Consider the following 18534-nt stretch of genomic DNA (forward strand, 5'->3'; position numbering starts at 1 on the left):
ATTCTGGGCGATCAAACGGGAGGTGGTGGCGGAGCGCCCTATTCTGGCCAATTGCGCAATGGCTGGAGTTATACCTTTTCGACAACCTTGCTCCTCAGCATCGACAACCAAGTCATTGAAAATGGCGTTGCACCCGACATCAAACTGGATTTGAACCCCGCCGATGAGGCTAAAGGGGTAGATACGGTTTTGGAGCGAGCGATAGCGTTGCTGAAATGACGGTTGATTGAGCAGTTGGAACGGAGTTGAAGTAGAAGATGCGGCACTTCGGCTTCGCTCAGTGAGCGCGCATCTTCTCTACTTCACCTCCGTTCCAACTGCTCAATCAACCTTGCCGTAATGTCTAAAAAGTCATTTTCGGTGATGATGCCCACCAGTTCTTCGTTTTGAACCACTGGTAAGCAGCCGATTTTTTTGTCGCGCATCAGTTTGATGGCATCCAGAATGAGCATGGAAGGGTGAACGGAAATGGGCTGCGCAATCATGATGTCTTGCACCTGAGGTGATTGTTTTTGTCCTAAATCGGTTTGCTGCGCCAAAAAGCGCAAGACCAAACGCGAAGTAATCAATCCGCACAGATGCCCCTTGGCATCTTCGACGGGCATGTAGCGGATGCGCCGCCAATCCATCAATTTGGCCACCAGGTGGATCAAATCGTCTTTTTGCACCGTAAACAAGTCGGTGGTCATGTATTCTTCCACCTTGAGGCTGCGGGCAGGATAACTCGGCAAATCCCCTAAGCCAGGTGATGTCCATTCGTGCACAGGAATATTTTGTTTTTGGCGGTTGTGAATTGCGGCAGTAAGGGTAACGAGCGCTTCGTCTTCCCGAGATTTTCGGCGCAGGTGGGAATACCCATTCAGTTGCCAAATCGCCCCATTGGTATGTCGTTTTACCCGCTCTTCAGCGATGCCCAGGTAATGGTCAATGTCGCCAGTGGCTACTTTTCGCTCCTGTAAACCCAATCGAGCTAGCGGGATGAGCTCCTGCAACAACAAATCGCGGGCATTGATTTTTTTTCCATCAAACCAGGTAAACTTGGATTCCAGCCCAAAAGCGGCTGCTTTTTCAAAGTTGCTGCGGGTATCTTCCCAGCTCATTTTTGAGCGTACATCCGCATAACTGAGTTGGCAGCCAATCATGGCACCTGTCCAAAATGCGGTATTGGCCATTTGATCCACTACGCTTGGCCCTGCGGGCAAAATCCGATTTTCGATGCGCAAATGAGGTTTGCCATTGGGACTGATGCCGTAATAGGGGCGATTCCAACGGTAAATCGATGAATTGTGCAAACGCAAGGCCAACAGTTTCGGGGTTTTGCCATTGCGGATCATTTCTCCTGCGTCTTCCTCGATATCCCGCGCGATGAGGGTTCGAAAACGCGCCAGGTCTTCCCGGTAAATATCCAGAATGGAATGTTCTACCCAGTTGTTCCCAAAATTGACCCGAGTGCTGCGCTCTCGCAAATGATCATGGGTAGTCCGCACATCCAAGGCTTGCTGAAAGAGGGCAATTCTACTTTCATGCCACAACCTGCGGCCAAAAACAATGGGAGAATTGGCCCCCAGCGCCAGGGTTGGGCCAGATAAGGCCAGGGAAAAGTTGTAGGATTGGGCATACGTTTCGGGGTTCACTTGCAAGTGAATCTGAAAACTGGTGTTACAGGCTTCCAGCAAAGGGGTGTCGTGTCTAACTTGTAATTCATCAATGCCCCTCAATTTGAACTCAAAAGCTTGTCCATTGCGTTGAGCCGTCATCGCATCGATGAGCAGGTTGTAGCGCTCACGGGGTGTCAGGTTGTGCCGTTCCAGGTCGTATTTGCGGATGGTGGGAAGAATGCCCGTCAAGATCAAATCGGCTCCCAGCCCCCCAATATGCTCCCGAATGTACTGAAGCCGCTGGTGGATTTCCTGTTCCATCAAATTGAAGCAGTTGCCTGTAAAATCCTGGGGATTGAGGTTGACTTCCAGGTTGAAGCGCGCCAACTCGTAATCCAGCCAAGGGCAATCTTTCATCAATTCCAGCACTTCAACGGCCAGCGGCAGTGGTTTGAAGGTTTTTGCATCCACCAGGCACATCTCTTGTTCGGCGCCAATGCGGGACACCCCCGTTTCAAACCACTGGTGGTTGAGCATGTATTCTACGGCTTCGATGTCGGTGAGCAAGGCACGCATAAAAGTCAGCATCGGTGGAGACTCAGCTATTGAAGCCATCTTGGTTGATTGTTTGGCACAAAATAAGGATTGTTGTTATTCGTCGTTGCTGTAAAAATTTAAAAGCCCAATCCGCGTTTGAAGTTTTACCAAGACAACCATCCAAGATGCGCAGAATATTTCCGATTTTTTTGTTGTTGATCCTTTTCACCACGTGCAAAAAGGACAAACGCGAGCGGCTGTTTGAGATCCAGATTCCCAACATCACTTTTGATATTCCTGCTGGATTGAGTGGGGTGCTGCCCAGAGTGTTTGAATTAGACAACCTGACCACTGGCACCATTGCCCTAGCCAAAAATGCCAACGTCGATACCGCCCTGATCACCGAAATTCGCCCGGTTGCGGCAACTTTGAGTTCTATTCAGGGCAATGGCGATTATTCTTTTTTGCGCGAAGTTGCGATTCGGGTATGCCGCAGCAAGTCGCAGCAATGCTTTTCCACCGATGAAGCTTTCAATATCGTGTACAACGACGACCGCCGGATAGGGTCGCGCATCAACCTGAATCCGTCTTTGCCCAACTTGCGCAGAACCTTGATTCGCGACCGATTCAAATTGGAAATTCTTTTTTATGTGAAGTCTGGTGCCGTTTCGCCTACTGCCATTTCGACGCGTTTGGATATGGTGTTTGAAGCTGTGAAGTAGCCAGCAATTATGCTTTCCAGAATCGGGCAAAAACGCCTAATGGCAATTTTCGTCCCGCCTGATCAGGAATATACAATTCGCCATTTTCGATGTCTTTGGCAAAAGGGAAGTATTGTTTGGCCAGATTTTCGGCGATGAGCGCCGAAAAGCCCATGGAGTAAAGATTCAGAATCAATACGTGATGCTCGGGATCCAGGATTTGGCCACACAATTCCATCAATTCTGGCAAATGCTTTTCCAACAGCCACTTCTCCCCTTCCGGGCCACGGCCATAAGCTGGCGGATCCAGGATGATTCCCTGGTATTTGCGGCCGCGTTTGGCCTCCTTGCGCACAAACTTGAGGGCATCTTCCACCGTCCAGCGGATGTTGTCCAACTGGCTGGCTTCCATGTTTTGGCGGGCCCAACTGACCACTGGTTTTACTGAATCTACATGCACCACATCTGCTCCGGCCGCTTTGGCCGCCAAAGATGCTCCCCCGGTGTAAGCAAACAGGTTGAGTACCAGCGGTTGATCCAGGCTCATTTTTTGCAGTCCATGGAAGAGGTAGTTCCAGTTTTCGGCTTGCTCCGGAAAAATCCCCACGTGCTTGAAGGAAGTGAGTCCAAGGCGAAAATTGAGGTGCATGCCCTCAAAATCGTAGCGAATGTACCACTGATCGGGCATACCGGGCTTGAGTTCCCAATTGCCATCTTCGGCAGTGGTGGCGGCGCCGGTTTTTCGATTGAAGGTGGCATGTGCTTTTTTCGCCCATTCCGCTTCGCTCAATGCTGGCGACCAAATGGCCTGAGGTTCGGGACGCGACAAAATAAATTGCCCAAACCGTTCCAGTTTTTTGAAATTGCCGCTGTCGATCAGCGCGTAGTCCTCAAAAGAGGGAAGTGGTAATGCCAGCATAGTCGCTAATGCCTCAAAATAAATCGAGTGTCCGGTATGCAAAGTGCATGATTTTATGCAGTTTTGACACTTGATTTAAGGAGGTGTAAGTATTTTAGATATGTCAGCGACAAAGATAATCAGCAGTCTGCAAAATCCACTGATTAAAAACATTGGAATCTTGCTGGATAAGGCACGCGAACGGCGCAAGCAGGGTTTGCTGGTGGCCGAAGGCCTCATTGAGGTTGGCATGGCCTTGGGGGCGGGGTATGGCATCGAGCACCTGCTTTACGATCCCAACCTTACTTCAGAGGCCGATCTTCAGGCATTGCTGCAATACCAGCCTACGGCCACGTCCAAACTGATAGAAGTAAGCAACCCCGTCATGGAAAAAATTGCTTACCGTGCCAATGTGCCCAATGTAGTGGCCGTCTTGCAAATACCCGATCGTCCCCTGGCTGATTTTAAAACCGACCCAAAGCCCCTCATTCTGGTACTCGAAACCGTAGAAAAGCCTGGCAATCTTGGTGCAATCTTGCGCACCGCTGATGCAGCAGGGGTTAATGCGGTACTGCTCTGCGACCCCCAAACCGATTGGTACAACCCCAACGTGATTCGCGCCAGTTTGGGCGCTGTATTTACAGTGCCTACGTTTACAGCCACGGCAAGTGAGGCGCTAGAATGGTTGAAGGAACAACACATTACCATTTTTGCCACGCATTTAGAGGCCAGTTTTCCCTATTTTGAATGCGATTTTAGCGCGGCGGTGGCGTTTGTAATGGGCACGGAAGCCGATGGCATTTCTGAATTTTGGGTAAATGCCGCCCAAAAACGCGTCATCATCCCAATGTACGGGCGTGTAGATTCCATGAATGTTTCGGTTTCAACGGCTATTTTGTTATTTGAAGCTTTGAGACAAAGAAAAATGTAGCTATTTATACTATATTTCGTCATAATGAAAAACGCTTGCTGTAGACTTGAAATACAGTCCTTGAGAAATTTTTTATTTTGAAAAGAAAACAGAAAGCCAAACAAGCTTTTTTTAGCTACGTGAGCGTTTATATTGATCACAAGCGACTTAAATGAGCATGAAAAATTCAGCCCTTTTTTTTGTAAAATTTATGATACTCTGCTTTTTGGTTGGTTCAAACGGCATTTTTGCCCAATCAGAAACGCCCTTACCTGCAACTCCGGGTAAAGCAGATACCGATGGCCCACATATCTTTTACCGCAAAAACAAAATCTTCATCAAGCAAGTGCGGATGGAAGATACCGTTGCAGTTGCTCAAATTGACTCCCTGGATACCAAACATCGGGAAGACCTCAAAGTAGAATGTCACTTTACCAAGCATCCTGAATGGAATTTCAGCACCAAGCTGAAGGGCAAGCTGAAAAATGAAAATACAGAATACCCCAAAGTGGATAAACTCATTGCCATCTCCGATATCGAAGGCAATTTTGAAGCTTTTCGGCGTTTTTTGACTTCCCAAAAAGTGATAGACGAACAATACAACTGGATTTTTGGCAAGGGGCACCTGGTTCTGGTGGGCGATTTTGTAGACCGGGGACAGAATGTCACCGAATGCTTGTGGCTCATTTATAACCTGGAAGAAAAAGCCAAAGCGGCGGGCGGCTACGTCCATTTGATTTTGGGCAACCACGAAATCCTGAACATGTCAAACGATTTCCGATATGTGCAAAGCAAGTACATGCGCAATGCGGATTTGATCAAGGAACCTTATGGCAATTGGTACAAACCCTCCTCAGAATTGGGGCGCTGGTTGGGTACCAAAAATACTGTGGAAAAAATTGGCGATCTAATTTTTGTACATGGCGGACTTGCCCCCGACCTCAACGGCCTTGACAAATCACTGACCGATATCAACGCCATGATGCGCCCATTTTATTTCATCAAGGAAGATGTATTCCGCATCAACGATGAGGTACTCCAGTTTTTGTACGATGCCAACGGCCCATTGTGGTACCGCGACTACGTGCTGGCAAAGGCAGTAGAATCTGACATCGATGATACCTTGAGAAAATTCAACGCCAAAAGAATCGTGATCGGCCATACTTTGGTCAACGCCGTGCGAATGATCTATGGCGGGAGAGTGATTGCCATCGATACCCGACACAATGATCCTTATTCTACGGCTTTGCTGGTTGAAGAAGGGAAGTTTTTTCGCATTGACCAGAATGGAAAAAGAGGCGCGATGTAAAGAATGATGGGGTTTATAAATCAGAAACCACCAATGCATTGATTTGCGTTGGTGGTTTTTTTATTAAGTATGACGCAAAAAATCAGGAGTTAATTTTTCTGCTTAATTAAACTACAAAAATAGTTTGTAAACTAAAAAAATAGTTATAGCTTTGTAAAACAAACATCCAATACGATGAAGCGACTTACCCGCAAAGAAGAAGAACTGATGCAAGCGATTTGGAAACTGGAACACGCTTTTGTCAAAGACGTGATCGAGCTGCTTCCTCACCCCAAACCGCACTACAACACGGTATCGACCGTGATCCGTAAACTGGAAAGCCAGAGCTATCTGGCGCACGAAGACTTTGGAGGCACCCATCGCTATTATCCCAAGATCAGCAAGGAAACCTACCAAAAGCAATTTTTGGGCGATTCGATGGCGGCATACTTCGACAACTCCTACAAGAATATGGTGGCATTTTTTGCCCGTGAGAAAAAAATTACTCCGGAAGAACTGAAAGATATCTTAAAGGCCATAGAACGCGGAGAAGAATAGACATTACCAACACCCCATATTGTAAAATACATGTCAGCTCACTTTCCACTCTACTTATTGGAATCTGCAGGGCTACTCCTGGGCGGTACCCTGGTTTATTGGTTGTTGTTTTGGCGCAGCACTTTTCTCAACTGGAATCGAGCGCTACTCTTGAGCATTCTGCTTGGATCCATTGCTTTGCCGCTGATCCACTTGCCAGCAGAGTGGACGGTATGGCAAAAGCCTGTTTCACTTGCGCCAACCACCCAAACCAGCACCGCATCAACGGACACAGATCTGCCAGATAACATTGCCGTTTTTGAGGAAAACCCAATGACTCAGGGAGTGACCACCCCGAAAGTGGCACCTACCCCTACCCCAATCAACTACAGACAAGTGTTATTGTGCATTTACCTACTCGGCGTGGGGTTGATGAGTGTTCGGATGTTGTTGCAAGTACTATCGTTGTTGAAATTATACCGCAAAGCGCGCATTGAGCAAAGGGATGGCTACCAACTGGCCATTTGCCACACGAAGCTGTCTCCTTTTGCTTTTGGATCGGTCATTTTTGTCCCACAATCCTGGTTTGACCAGACAGAAAGCGAGTTGATCCTCACGCATGAACTGGCGCATGTTCGTCAAAAACATACTTTCGATATTTTACTCGCCGAATTGAATCTGGTTTGGCAATGGTTCAATCCTGCCGCCTGGATGTACCGCCGTTTGGTGGAGTGCAACCTCGAATACCTGGCTGATCGCAGCGTATTGCATCAGCATGGCAATAAAAAACGCTACCAGCTGAGCCTGCTCAACTGGGTGAATGCGGAGCCTTCAAACTCCCTTTCTACTTCCTTCAATTACTCACTCCTTAAAGAAAGAATCAAAATGATGAATCGAAAAAATTCGCCCAAGGCTTATGCTTTGAGGTATGCATTGATTGCATTTGTACTGCCTGGCCTGACCTTTTTTAATCGGCCATTGAAAGCCATCCAGAGCATCAATTCGGATGCGGGTCAATCACGAGTTGCTCTCGATGGCAAACAGAAAGTAGAACCGATCACGCTCAACAGCATTGCCAAAAGCAAGGCGATCAGTTCAATTAGCACGAATGCATCAGCAACGGAAACCTCAATAGCGCTGTCCAGACCAGAAGACACAAAACCAGTTGAAGACACCATCAAGCAATTCTACCTTGTTTTTGACCCCAACATGAGTGCAGCAGAATTGGAAAAGTTGAAAAATGAAAAGTTCCCACTGGGTAAAAAGATCGAATTCATCACTTCTGAAAACGGCAAACTCATTGGAGTAACCATGAACAATGAAAGTGGAGGAAAATGTACCTCTTCTTTTGAGGCCAGCGACGAATTACCAGTAGTGTTTAGTGCGGAAAAATATGGTTGTGGAAGTTTGAATTTTTCCACTTCTTTTCTGGACAAAATGATTTCGAACAATTGGCCGAAAGGCACCAAAATCATTACCGCAGGTTTACCTACAGATTTCAAAAAACTGGAGCCTTACCGCATAAAAGTTGGCGAAGTAGAAGCCAATATCCTCAAAGAAAAAATGAGTTCCTTAGCTGCAAATAATTGGATGGAAATTGGAACCCAAGGGAGTACTGGTTACCGCATTCCGGTTAAAAGCGAAATTTTTCAGGGGGTAAAGGAGCGCATCCAAACCTATATTGATGCCAAAAAGCCATTCACGGTGATTGTCAACGGCCATCCTTTCAAATCATCCTTACCGACAATCGATATTACCAAAATCACCAAAATGACCCTCTTTGAAGACGTGGTGATTTACTACTATGAGGGAACACTTACGCCCAAACGGCAAGACAAGGCGGGCCTCCGCTTGGAAATAGACACGGAATGAAACATCAGGTCTGAGTTGATCCCCAACTCAGACCTCCTTCTTCGGAATGATCGCTGATCCAATTTTTCGCAACATCCTCATCCGCAACGCCAGGGGCAATACATTGTTCAACAAGATCATAATCTGGTTGACTACTCCTGGAATGATGATGCGTTTGCCACGCAGCAGGCCATTGATCGCAATGGGGGCTACCTGGTGTGGAAACATCACGACCAGTTTGGCCTTGGGTCCGCTGCGCTGAATGCGTTTGAGGCCATCCTCGTTGGTAACTACCGGCCCAGGGCACAAGGTACTTACGCTGATGCTGGTATCGGCCAATTCTTCGCGCAAGGAGAGCGAAAATGCCGTCACAAAATGCTTGGTAGAAGTGTAGGCCGCTTTAAAAGGCATCGGCATCAAACCTTCCATGCTGCTGGTATTGAGGATATATGCTTGTTTTTGCTGCTTCAGGTGCGGTAAAAAATGATAGGTCAGTTCAAACGGCACCTGGTTGTTGAGGCGCAACATGGTTTGGTAAACGACCAACGGAACCCGTTCCATGATGTCGCCTTTTCCAAACCCCGCATTGTTGATGAGCATGTCTACGCTGTAGCCATTTTCCTGGCTCCAATTGTATACCTGCAAAGGTGCATCGGGGGCCGTCAGGTCAATGCCCAGAGGATGTACCTCCACCTGGTATTTTTGGGCAATTTCGGTAGCTGCGGTTTGCAACTCCGGCCCTTCCAATGCCACCATCAAAATATTGCGGCCCCTTTGGGCGCATTCTTCTGCCAACGCACGGCCAATGCCCATGCTGGCACCAGTAATGAGTGTGAATTTCTTTTCCATAGTTAACTCTTCCGCCCCAGCAGGCGCAGAACCAGTGGTTTTTCGATCCAAATAATGGCCACAAAATAAGCAAGGAGTATGACAAAATTGATGCTCAATATCACCATCAAGTTGTCTTTTGCCCAATAACGCACCACTTCGCTCAATCCATATGCCAGGATTGCGAGCAACAGATAAGCCACCATCCGCCCCAACGGATATTTGATGGGATGGTATATTTGACCCGCCCAATAGCTGGTAACGGTCATGAATACATAGCAAACCAGAGCCGTCCAGGCTGGTGCATAGTAACTGAAACCTTGTTTGATGAGCACCACATTCAGCACGATGGTGATCAGCGACCCGCCTAGCGCAATCCATCCGCCCACCGCAGTGCGATCCACAAGTTTGTACCAAATCGAAAAGGTGGTAAAAAGACCCAAAAACAAATTGGCCAATAGCAAAACCGGTACCGTCGCTAAACCCTCGCGGAAGCTTTTTCCCAAAAACAAACCCACCCAATCAATGTTCAGCATGATGCCCAGGAAAGCAACACAACTGACCAATGTAAAGGCTTGCGCTACCTGACCATACACTCTTTCCGAACCTTTTTCATTGGCATTGCGAAAAAAGAAAGGCTCCGCGGCGTAATTGAAGGCCTGGGTAAAAAGATTCATCATTACCGGGATTTTGGTGGCGGCTGAATAGACGCCCCCATCGGCCAGATTGGATTTCAGGTTGCCACTTCCCAGGTATTTCAATAAGGGCGTGCCGATCAGCTGATTGATCACTCCCGCCACGCCTGCAATGATCAACGGGAAGGAATAGCGCAACATTTGTCGGAGTAAAACCCAATCCAGCGGCATGCTGATGCGGAAATAACTGGGCAAGACCTGAAGCACATTCACGGCGCTGCCCACTACATTGGCCAGAAACACATCGGCCACCATATTGTCTTTGAAATGCAGAATTTGCAACCACTGCCAGGCCGGTTGTTGCTCCAGTACCGGACAGAAATACAGGTAAAAAAACACCAAAATCACATTGACGATCACGTTGGTCAACTTGATGCCCATGAAGCGCAAGGGCCGGTTGGCAAATCGCAGGCGTGCAAAAGGGATGGCGGTAAGGGTATCCAAGGCCAGGATCAAAATCAATGTGACGATGAATTCAGGATGATCGGGATACTGCTGAAAGTTGGCAATTGGCTGCACCAAAAAAAGGGCGATCGTGGTAAACAGCAGCGTAGAACCCAACAGAAATAAAGTGGCGGTAGAAAAAGCCCTAGGGGCATCCTCTGATTTTTGCGCGTAGCGAAAATAAGCAGTTTCCAGGCGGTAAGTCAGCAGGATATTGAACAGGGCTACATAAGAATACAAATCGCTAAAAATCCCGTAATCGGCTTTGCTGAGTATCCGAGTCAGAAACGGGGTGAGCAACACAAAATTGAGCAAGCGCGGCAAAATGCTACTCATGCCATATATTGCTGTTTCTCCAGCCAATTTCTTGATTAAACTCATGGTTTCGCGCGTATATGCTGGTTTAGTTCTCCCAGTTTTTTTTCTCCTGCTCAATGTGGTGCAACACTACCCTGACGCCGTATTTTTCCTTCAAATGCTTGGCTAGCGTGTCTGCGGCATAAACCGAACGGTGCTGCCCGCCAGTACAGCCAAAATTGACCGTCAGGTTGGTGAAGCTGCGTTCGATGTAGTCTTCTACTGCGGCATCGACAATTCGGCACACATTGTGGAGGTACTCGTCCATGGTGCTGTGCTGCTTCAGGAAATTGATGACCGATTCGTCTCTGCCCGTCAGTTTTTTGTACGGCTCGTACCGCCCAGGATTGTGAAGAAACCGACAATCAAAGACAAAGCCGCCACCGTTGCCGCTGTTGTCTTCAGGAATGCCACTGGCGTGGTACGAAAAACTGTTGATGCCCACAGTAAGCAAACTGGTACTGCTCTTGATTTTATTGAAAGGTTCGAATTTCTTGGAATCGAGAATGCGTTGCAGTGCTTCGCGCAGGTGGGGCAATTCGATGGGCAATTGCCAGTTTTCCAACAAGCCTTTGATGTTGCGCAAGGCGTGGGGAATGCTTTTCAAAAAATGCTCCTTGCGCTCAAACAAACCCCGGAAGCCATATGCCCCCAACACCTGGATGTTGCGAATCAACACGTAGCCGTTGTAATGCTCCACAAAAGTATCCGGGTTGATGGGCGTCAGTTCTCCCGCTACCTTTATATAGTGGTGTAGAATTTCCTGGCGGATGTCTGTTGGAATATTGGCCTTGGCCTGGTACAGCAACGACGCCAAATCATATTGCAAAGCGCCACGCCGTCCGCCCTGGTAATCGATAAAATAAGGCTCCCCGCTTTTGATCATGATGTTGCGCGACTGAAAATCGCGAAACATGAAGTATTGATCATCGGCAGTAAGGAGGTAATCTGCCAGCGCATGAAAGTCTTTTTCGAGGGCTTGCTCGTCAAAGCGCACTTTGGTGAGCATCAGGAAATGGTACTTGAAGTAATTCAGGTCCCAAAACATTGATTCCTTGTCGAATGAAGGTTTGGGGTAGCTGTGCGTATAATCCAGATCCTTGCCCCCAATGATTTGCAGCCGCGCCAGTTGCTCCACTACCCGCTTGTAAATCTGGGCGAGGTAATCCGGAAAATAATCATCCGTTTGTAGCAAAAAGCTGTACAAAGTTGTAGAACCCAAATCTTCCTGCAAATATACCTTGGCATTTAAATCGGCCATATAAACTTCAGGAACAGGCAGCGATTTGCCGTGAAAATGGCGACTGTACTCCAAAAAAGCCTTGCTTTCTTTATCGTTGGGGCTGTAGGTGCCAATCGCAGCACGTTCGAGGCCTTGTAAACGGTAATAGATGCGTTCGGAGCCTGAGGGAGCCAAAGGCAGTATCAAAGTTGGGCTTTCTCCAGCCCAGTTTTCGTACAATTCTGCTAGTGCAGCTTCTATTTTTTGTGGCGTCATTCCAATGCGTTTCACAACATTTGCCGCAAAGCTAAAAAAAATACGCTGATTTTCGATGCTTCTTCCCTGCTAGTCCTACCTGATGTGCGGTAGTTGTTAAAAAAATACATTAAATATTTATTTAAACTTGATTATTTTAGAAATAGATTTTATCTTTGTAGCATATCAAGTAATCATATTGAATTCGTAATCACTTAGAGTATTATTGAACAAGAATTTATCGGGAAGCAACACTCCGAATCTAATCACTACGCTTTTTTCACACCTGTTTTAATTTCCCAATTTTCTTTCGATTCAATTGTATTTCGAACTTTTCAAGAGCTTATTCTATCTACATTCTATTTCTGATGCTTGAGGTTTGTCAAGGTTTTTGACAAGCCAATACTTGTTTATCCCCCCTTAGCATTCAGATCAGCATTATTTATTCAGGCTATTACATTTTTAAATTGGAATTGCATCAACTGGAAAATCACCAGTCTTTGATGCAAGTAGACTTGCTTTTGCAATTCTCAATCGCTTTTATTTTCAAGGGCATTTGGTATAGATTAAACCCTATATCAACCTGGCAGCGCTATGCCCTTTGACAATATTCATTTTTGGCATCAACAAATTTAAATTATAAAACCATGAAGAAACTATTAATTGCCATTTTGTGTATGGTGGCACTTGGTGTTGTAAAACCCTTGCAAGCCCAAATCACAAAAGACTATGAGTCTTTGTTTAAAAGTCTGAGTAAGTCTGAAAAAGTTCAACTTCTTGCCGACTTAAGGGGCATCATCGAGGGTGTTCAAAAAGGCGATGAGCTACAAATTGACCTTTTTGAAGACTTAAAGGCAGGAATCCCTACTGCCAATCCAACTGCAGGTATCGACTCTATTTTGCAGGTCTGGAAAGCTGGTCGTTCTATCCTTGAGGGTTTCTTGACTGATGTTCCTGCTAATGACGCAGAGACCATTAAGAAAGGATTGGATCGGGTAGATGCTGGCTGGGTTGATAATTTGACGACCTTGCAATCCGGGTTTGACAAATACCGTGACAGTTTGAAGGTTGACAAAGCTGCATTGGCTGAAGCAGAAGCAAGTTACAGTGCGTCATCGACTGAAGCCATTGATGCACTATCTGTTCTGTATCAAAACTATGTAGATGTATTATTGAAAACATCCAACAATTCCAATGAACGGTCTTTTGGTCAAGTTGCCAATTCTCTCTTAAATGATTTTGGCGCCCTTGAAGTAGGTGCAGGTTTTCAATCTTTGTTCGCCACTTATTATGACGAAGCTCCTGATAGTACCACTGCAACTCTGATCAGAGTAGGAACCGCTCCCAACTACAACAAGCTTTGGGGAGCAGAATGGGAGGCTTGGGCTTCTTTTAAAATGAACGGAACCAACCCTAATGGTGGTGAAAACGGAGGCAGCAGCCGAACCGGATTTCAATCCCTGTTAGCTGGGGGTAGTGTTTCATTTCAGTATCGTCCAGAAATACCGTTTACGAATGGTGTAATGCGCTTGATCACAGGTGTCGGTACGTCTGTACAAGCCTATATGCCTGCACGCATCAACCAAAACAAGCCACAGTCCTTGAACAATAAGGGCAAAACTACAGGTATTGGCCCAGACGTAAGATTGGGTTTTGCAGTGACTACGTCTAAGGTGAATTTCTATGGTTATTCCAGTGTAAGTAAAGGCTTCGTAGCTCGCTGTCCTGATTTTACATACAATGGTTTTCAGACTGTTACAGGGATTCAATGGCAATCATTGCACTTGCGGCTTTTGCACGGATCATCAAGTTGGGCTGAAAACCAAGACCGTACCGCCAAGTACAATGAAGTTTCTTTTAATGTACGTATAAAATAGTACGTTTACAATTGAATAGACATACACAAAAAGGGGTTGAAGAAAATGTTTCTTCAACCCTTTTTTTTATTTGAGTTTCAATCGTCTTTTGATGCTTTTCCAACTCCAGCGGCGGCGAGGGGTCTCTTTGTCAAAATACTCGCTCCCGTACCCATAGCCATAACCTTGACCATAAGATGAACTGTAACCGTAACCGTAGCCATAACCATAGCCAGCCCTGGCTTTAAGTCCGTTGAGTACTACTCCTACTTGCGGCAATTTTTTATTGCTGTAAATATCCTGAATCATGCGCAAGAAAGGGGTACGGCTCATACCAAATCGCGTAACGATAATGGTTTGATCAATATGCTGATTGAGCAGCAGGGCATCGGTTACCAAACCAATTGGAGCGGTATCCACGATGATGTATTCATAGCGCTTGCGGAGCTCGATAAACAATTGACGGGTGGTATCACTCATCAACAACTCGGCGGGGTTAGGTGGAATCGGCCCACAATCCAGGTAATCGACCATCGGATTGTCTGGCAAAGGTTTGATGATTTCGTCAAGCGTAGCCTGACCCACCAGGTAGTTGGTTACCCCCGTTTCTGATTGTACCCCGGTGAGGTAACGACTGAGCTTTGGCTTGCGGATGTCCAAACCAAGCAAAAGGGTTTTTTGCCCCGAAAGAGAAATACTAATGCCTAGATTGATGGTGATAAAACTTTTGCCTTCTCCACTTACACTGGAACTCACCAAAATGACTTTCTTGGATTCTCCCTTGGCCAAATATTGCAAATTGGTACGCAGCATCCGAAACATCTCTGCTATTGCCGAGCGACTACTTTGGCTGACTACGATGGATTTTCCAGCAGATGATTGCATAATACCCCCCAAAAACGGTGCATTGGTATGCCGTTTGATATCCGATTCATCGTACACCCGATTGTTGAAATAGTCGAACATAAAAGCGATGATGCCTGGAATCAAGAATCCCATAAACAAATACAGGGTATAAGTACGGCGGCTATCGGGAGAAACCAGCCCCAATCCAACTGGAGGATTGAGTGTGCGCGTATTGGACACTTGAGCGGCTACACTCAACGCGGTTTCTTCTCTTTTTTGCAATAAAAACAGGAAGAGTTGCTCTTTGATCTGTTGTTGTCGAAGTATTTGCAGCAATTCCCTTTCGTAAGTTGGAATGGCATTGATTTTTCGCTGAATGGGTGCCAATCGCTGGGCTACCCGGTTACGGCGCTCGTTGAGTTCGCGCCGGATCACGACAAAATTGTCCAACATGGGCGCACGCAATTCTTCCAATTTTTTATCCAGTGCTTTTACCGCAGGATTGGAAGCACTGGCCGTCACAATCAGTGAGCTCCGTTCCTGAAGTAACTCATTGTAAGCTTTGATGGTTTCCGAGGCTGCGCTATTGGCCAGCAACTCCGAACTGAGCGGCAACGCTCGATAGCGTCCGGCAGGGTCATTGACTTGCTTCTCTATGGCATTGAGCATGCTGAGTCGCAGGTCTAGTTCCATCATTTGTTCATCGGCAGATGAGACCTTGGTCAAGTATTCACTCGCTTTGCTTTCAATGGCTACGGGCAAATCCCTGCTGCGTTTATACCCTTCTACATCTTTTTCTACACTATAGAGCTCTTTGGTGATAAACCCTAATCGTTCATCAATGAATTGGAGCGTTTTGCGACCCGACTCGTTTTTGATTTCAATTTGACTGTGGTCAAATTCAGACACCAGCGTTTTAAACAAGTCGATGCATTTTTCAGCAACCGGGTCGCGCATACTCAGGTTGAGCACATTTGAGCCAGGTACAGGCTGAATAACCAATTTGTTGGCATAATCAGCAGCAGTGGTCTCTGGGTAACTGATCCGAATCAAAAATTCGGTACCGGGAAGCGTACTGGATCGGCGTTGCAATACATACTGGATTTGGTTGAGTACAAAAGGTGTATCGTAATGACAAGTCAGGGTGTCATTTTCACCTTTTACCAAAATGAAATCATAGTCATTGAGGGTTCTTAGTCGAATCGAAGAGCCATAAGAGAGCACCCTGGGAGCGGCATCTACCAAAACCACTGGACAATTTGGACTGTACATTTCACTGGTTTTGACCCGTCCTACCGTAAAGTAAGTGACGTTGAGGTGCAGAGAATCTACCACCCGACGCATCAGGGTAGTCGATTTGAGCACCTGGATCTGGTCGTCTACATTTGACTCTTGTTCCAGTCCCAGTTTTTCCGTGATGATCTCTTCTGAGATACTGCTTTTGGCGTTGTCTTCCAGCAAGATGCTTCCACCTACCTGATAAATATTGGTTGCGTAGCGCAAATTCAGCCAGGCGATGCCATAACCGATCATAAGTCCCAACAACAACCAGTACCAATTGCGTAGAAAAAGGAAGAAAAAATACTTGAGATCCAGCTCTTTATTTCCACTTGGAGTAGAGAGAGAACCATCATTGTTAAAGGGTGCAGATTGTAAAGTGTCCATGGTCAAAAATACGAAAGGTTTACTAATTGAGGTTCAGTATTTACAGTCAATACAGGAAGTATGTGTTGCTTTACCAACACCATAGCACGGCCAATGGCCTGATCCATATCGTAGTAACAATATTCACCTAGTCGCCCACAAATCAACAAGTTGGGAATTTGTTGGGCTCGTTTTTGATATTGTTTAAAAAGTTTCTGGTTTTGGGAATCAGGAAAAGGATATTCGTAATGATCAATATCCTGAGGACTAAATGGGGTTTCACGAGTGATTACGGTTCCCTGGATTTGCTGCTGTGCTGCAGTTGGCATCAGGTGCTTCCACTCCAGGGTTCGGATGTGTTGTCCGGTGTCAAAACTCGGGTTATTCACTTGTCCGCAGGGTTGATACCAGCTTGTTTCGGGTAAAAATTCATGCACCCGTTGCTGGCCACGGTACTGCAAACGCCCCAGGTCAAATCCAAAATAAGCATCGATAGGCCCCGTGAAAACCGTAATCGATGCCTTGCCCAATGCATCAGCATGCTCCAGATAATCCACGCCAAGATGCACCTCTATCCCTTCCAGCATCTTGAGCATCCAGGCGGCATATCCATCTTCAGGCAATCCTTGCCAGCGGTGGCGAGGGGTCAAATGTGGGTCATCATCGTGGTGCACTTCAAAACGTTTGGCCAGTGCTGCATCAAGCTGATCAGGCCGTATCCCCCACTGCTTGTGGGTATAGGGTTTAACAAATTTTTCGTACACCGCTGCCGGCATCATGCGCAAGGCCGCAGCCTCAAAAGTATCGCCGGAAGTGTTTAATCCTTTTGACTTCGGATTAGACATTGGCCAAAGTCCATTTCTGCGAAGGTACTCACCAGAGACAGGCCAATTTTCGAATTGGCCATCTACCCATGATTTCACAATCGCTTCGTGCCGATAAAAACGGCCAAAACGCTGCACAAAATCCCAGATGAGCGGGGAACTTGTACGAAAATAATGAGGCCCGTAGGTATGCACCCGAATGCCGCTTTCGTGCATAAAATCGTGCACATTGCCCCCTACGTGTTCGCGTCGCTCAAATACTTTTACAGGCAAGCCTTGGTCTGCCAGCAACCGGGCCATCGTAGCTCCGGTCAGTCCTGAACCGACAATGTGGATGGGTAGCATCAATTTTTAAAGATGGCGATGAGCAACGTGATCAATGACAATCCTGCTGATCCAAAAGAAAAAATTCGGCTTGTCTGATCGGTAATTCCTCCAACCTTTGCTTTGGTTGGTTTGACGTAGATGAAATCATTTTGCTCAAGGTAAAAAAAGGACGATGCAAAGATGGTTGGATCTTGCAAATTCATCTCGACGTATTGACGCTGCCCATCTTTTTCGCGTACCAATAAGATGTTTGTCCTATCTGCATATGGCGTTAAATCACCAGCCATGCCAATGGCCTCAAGTACGGTGACTCTTTTGTTCGAAAGTCGGACTAGCCCCGGGTGCATTACTTCTCCCAAAATGGTGATCTTCAGGTTGAGAAAACGCATACTGACCACGGCGTCAGATACATAGGGACGCACCCGATTGAGCAAGGTATCTCGAGCAACGCCCAAGGTTAACCCACCTACCTTTACCCGGCCAATTACCGGAAAATCGATGTATCCATCCTTATCCACAAAATAGCCCGTAAACAATTCCAGCGTAGAAACGCCTGTTCCACTGGTACTCTGCTGCATCAGATTGTTTTGTTGGCCCGCTGCACCAGCTTGGGCATTGAATGCCAACAAGGCTTTGGGTTCAAAACTGGACAGGTTGATCTGAATCAAGTCTTCGGGTTGGATGTTCAAATCGATGGAGTTGACAATCGATTCAACTTTGTTGATCGGCAATGGGCCTTGATTGAAATTGACCAATTGCTTGTGCTGTACACAAGAAAAAGTCAAACAGATGAGGGTCAAGAAATACAAAATCCGCATGGGTAAACTTTTGAGCTGATGCAAACTTGCAACAAGTTAATTATTAGTATGACGCAAAAAATTACTTCCCGATTTTTTGAGGGGCTTTTGAATAGGAA

At 46.5% G+C, this 18534-nt stretch carries 14 protein-coding genes and 1 pseudogene; 7 read left to right on the forward strand and 8 right to left on the reverse strand.

Annotation, left to right across the window (positions count from 1 at the left end; translation table 11 throughout):
* Positions 1–219 (forward strand): annotated as a pseudogene (locus tag ABW391_RS04975) (S41 family peptidase); the annotation flags it as partial.
* A gap of 83 nt (positions 220–302) precedes the next feature.
* On the opposite strand, the gene ABW391_RS04980 reads toward ABW391_RS04975, so the two are convergent.
* Positions 303–2213, reverse strand: coding sequence for a glutamate-cysteine ligase family protein (locus ABW391_RS04980; RefSeq protein ID WP_353480731.1), 1911 nt, complete (start codon positions 2211–2213; stop codon positions 303–305).
* A gap of 107 nt (positions 2214–2320) precedes the next feature.
* Here ABW391_RS04980 and ABW391_RS04985 point away from each other — a divergent pair, with 107 nt between their 5' ends.
* On the forward strand, positions 2321–2857 hold the full coding sequence (locus ABW391_RS04985; protein ID WP_353480732.1) for a hypothetical protein: 537 nt from the start codon (positions 2321–2323) through the stop codon (positions 2855–2857).
* Between the two features lie 7 nt (positions 2858–2864).
* On the opposite strand, the gene ABW391_RS04990 is transcribed toward ABW391_RS04985, so the two are convergent.
* The gene (locus ABW391_RS04990; protein WP_353480820.1) at positions 2865–3755 is read right to left on the reverse strand and encodes a class I SAM-dependent methyltransferase; all 891 of its coding nucleotides are present in this window, start codon (positions 3753–3755) and stop codon (positions 2865–2867) included.
* A 100-nt stretch (positions 3756–3855) separates the two neighbouring features.
* Here ABW391_RS04990 and ABW391_RS04995 point away from each other — a divergent pair, with 100 nt between their 5' ends.
* The 4 genes from ABW391_RS04995 to ABW391_RS05010 all read left to right on the forward strand — a co-directional run bounded on the left by ABW391_RS04995 (position 3856) and on the right by ABW391_RS05010 (position 8341).
* Positions 3856–4665, forward strand: coding sequence for a TrmH family RNA methyltransferase (locus ABW391_RS04995; protein ID WP_502916313.1), 810 nt, complete (start codon positions 3856–3858; stop codon positions 4663–4665).
* Positions 4666–4855: 190 nt separating this feature from the next.
* Positions 4856–5953, forward strand: a complete 1098-nt coding sequence (locus tag ABW391_RS05000) for a metallophosphoesterase (protein WP_353480734.1) — start codon at positions 4856–4858, stop codon at positions 5951–5953.
* Positions 5954–6127: 174 nt separating this feature from the next.
* Complete coding sequence (locus ABW391_RS05005) at positions 6128–6490, forward strand: BlaI/MecI/CopY family transcriptional regulator (RefSeq protein WP_353480735.1); 363 nt, start codon at positions 6128–6130, stop codon at positions 6488–6490.
* A gap of 30 nt (positions 6491–6520) precedes the next feature.
* Positions 6521–8341, forward strand: a complete 1821-nt coding sequence (locus tag ABW391_RS05010; protein ID WP_353480736.1) for a M56 family metallopeptidase — start codon at positions 6521–6523, stop codon at positions 8339–8341.
* Positions 8342–8368: 27 nt separating this feature from the next.
* On the opposite strand, the gene ABW391_RS05015 is transcribed toward ABW391_RS05010, so the two are convergent.
* The 3 genes from ABW391_RS05015 to ABW391_RS05025 are packed head-to-tail and all read right to left on the reverse strand — an operon-like array spanning position 8369 to position 12142.
* Positions 8369–9169, reverse strand: a complete 801-nt coding sequence (locus ABW391_RS05015; protein ID WP_353480737.1) for an SDR family NAD(P)-dependent oxidoreductase — start codon at positions 9167–9169, stop codon at positions 8369–8371.
* 2 nt (positions 9170–9171) lie between these two features.
* Positions 9172–10668: a lipopolysaccharide biosynthesis protein gene (locus ABW391_RS05020; protein WP_353480738.1), complete on the reverse strand. Its 1497-nt coding sequence runs from the start codon at positions 10666–10668 to the stop codon at positions 9172–9174.
* 22 nt (positions 10669–10690) lie between these two features.
* A complete protein-coding gene (locus ABW391_RS05025; protein ID WP_353480739.1) occupies positions 10691–12142 on the reverse strand; it encodes a RapZ C-terminal domain-containing protein in 1452 nt (483 codons plus the stop codon).
* A 626-nt stretch (positions 12143–12768) separates the two neighbouring features.
* Between ABW391_RS05025 and ABW391_RS05030 the strand changes: the two genes are divergently transcribed.
* Positions 12769–13998: a hypothetical protein gene (locus tag ABW391_RS05030; protein WP_353480740.1), complete on the forward strand. Its 1230-nt coding sequence runs from the start codon at positions 12769–12771 to the stop codon at positions 13996–13998.
* Between the two features lie 66 nt (positions 13999–14064).
* Here ABW391_RS05030 and ABW391_RS05035 read toward each other — a convergent pair whose 3' ends face one another.
* Genes ABW391_RS05035 through ABW391_RS05045 form a run of 3 tightly spaced genes read right to left on the reverse strand, consistent with a single transcriptional unit; the run spans position 14065 to position 18436 of the window.
* Complete coding sequence (locus tag ABW391_RS05035; RefSeq protein WP_353480741.1) at positions 14065–16488, reverse strand: GumC family protein; 2424 nt, start codon at positions 16486–16488, stop codon at positions 14065–14067.
* Between the two features lie 2 nt (positions 16489–16490).
* The gene (locus ABW391_RS05040) at positions 16491–17636 is read right to left on the reverse strand and encodes a UDP-galactopyranose mutase (RefSeq protein ID WP_353480742.1); all 1146 of its coding nucleotides are present in this window, start codon (positions 17634–17636) and stop codon (positions 16491–16493) included.
* Positions 17636–18436 carry a polysaccharide biosynthesis/export family protein gene (locus ABW391_RS05045; RefSeq protein ID WP_353480743.1) on the reverse strand — a complete coding sequence of 267 codons (801 nt, stop codon included), beginning with the start codon at positions 18434–18436 and terminating at the stop codon, positions 17636–17638. The genes ABW391_RS05040 and ABW391_RS05045 overlap by 1 nt, the downstream gene beginning before the upstream one ends.
* Positions 18437–18534: the final 98 nt, after the last annotated feature.

It is taken from the genome of Haliscomenobacter sp., assembly GCF_040403615.1.
GTDB lineage: Bacteria > Bacteroidota > Bacteroidia > Chitinophagales > Saprospiraceae > Haliscomenobacter.

Bases quoted from the DNA above. Each gene is read 5' to 3' on its own strand.
- ABW391_RS04980 (WP_353480731.1), bottom strand. From the start codon at position 2,213: ATGGCTTCAATAGCTGAGTCTCCACCGATGCTGACTTTTATGCGTGCC.
- ABW391_RS04985 (WP_353480732.1), top strand. From the start codon at position 2,321: ATGCGCAGAATATTTCCGATTTTTTTGTTGTTGATCCTTTTCACCACG.
- ABW391_RS04990 (WP_353480820.1), bottom strand. From the start codon at position 3,755: ATGCTGGCATTACCACTTCCCTCTTTTGAGGACTACGCGCTGATCGAC.
- ABW391_RS04995 (WP_502916313.1), top strand. From the start codon at position 3,856: ATGTCAGCGACAAAGATAATCAGCAGTCTGCAAAATCCACTGATTAAA.
- ABW391_RS05000 (WP_353480734.1), top strand. From the start codon at position 4,856: ATGATACTCTGCTTTTTGGTTGGTTCAAACGGCATTTTTGCCCAATCA.
- ABW391_RS05005 (WP_353480735.1), top strand. From the start codon at position 6,128: ATGAAGCGACTTACCCGCAAAGAAGAAGAACTGATGCAAGCGATTTGG.
- ABW391_RS05010 (WP_353480736.1), top strand. From the start codon at position 6,521: ATGTCAGCTCACTTTCCACTCTACTTATTGGAATCTGCAGGGCTACTC.
- ABW391_RS05015 (WP_353480737.1), bottom strand. From the start codon at position 9,169: ATGGAAAAGAAATTCACACTCATTACTGGTGCCAGCATGGGCATTGGC.
- ABW391_RS05020 (WP_353480738.1), bottom strand. From the start codon at position 10,668: ATGAGTTTAATCAAGAAATTGGCTGGAGAAACAGCAATATATGGCATG.
- ABW391_RS05025 (WP_353480739.1), bottom strand. From the start codon at position 12,142: ATGACGCCACAAAAAATAGAAGCTGCACTAGCAGAATTGTACGAAAAC.
- ABW391_RS05030 (WP_353480740.1), top strand. From the start codon at position 12,769: ATGAAGAAACTATTAATTGCCATTTTGTGTATGGTGGCACTTGGTGTT.
- ABW391_RS05035 (WP_353480741.1), bottom strand. From the start codon at position 16,488: ATGGACACTTTACAATCTGCACCCTTTAACAATGATGGTTCTCTCTCT.
- ABW391_RS05040 (WP_353480742.1), bottom strand. From the start codon at position 17,636: ATGCTACCCATCCACATTGTCGGTTCAGGACTGACCGGAGCTACGATG.
- ABW391_RS05045 (WP_353480743.1), bottom strand. From the start codon at position 18,436: ATGCGGATTTTGTATTTCTTGACCCTCATCTGTTTGACTTTTTCTTGT.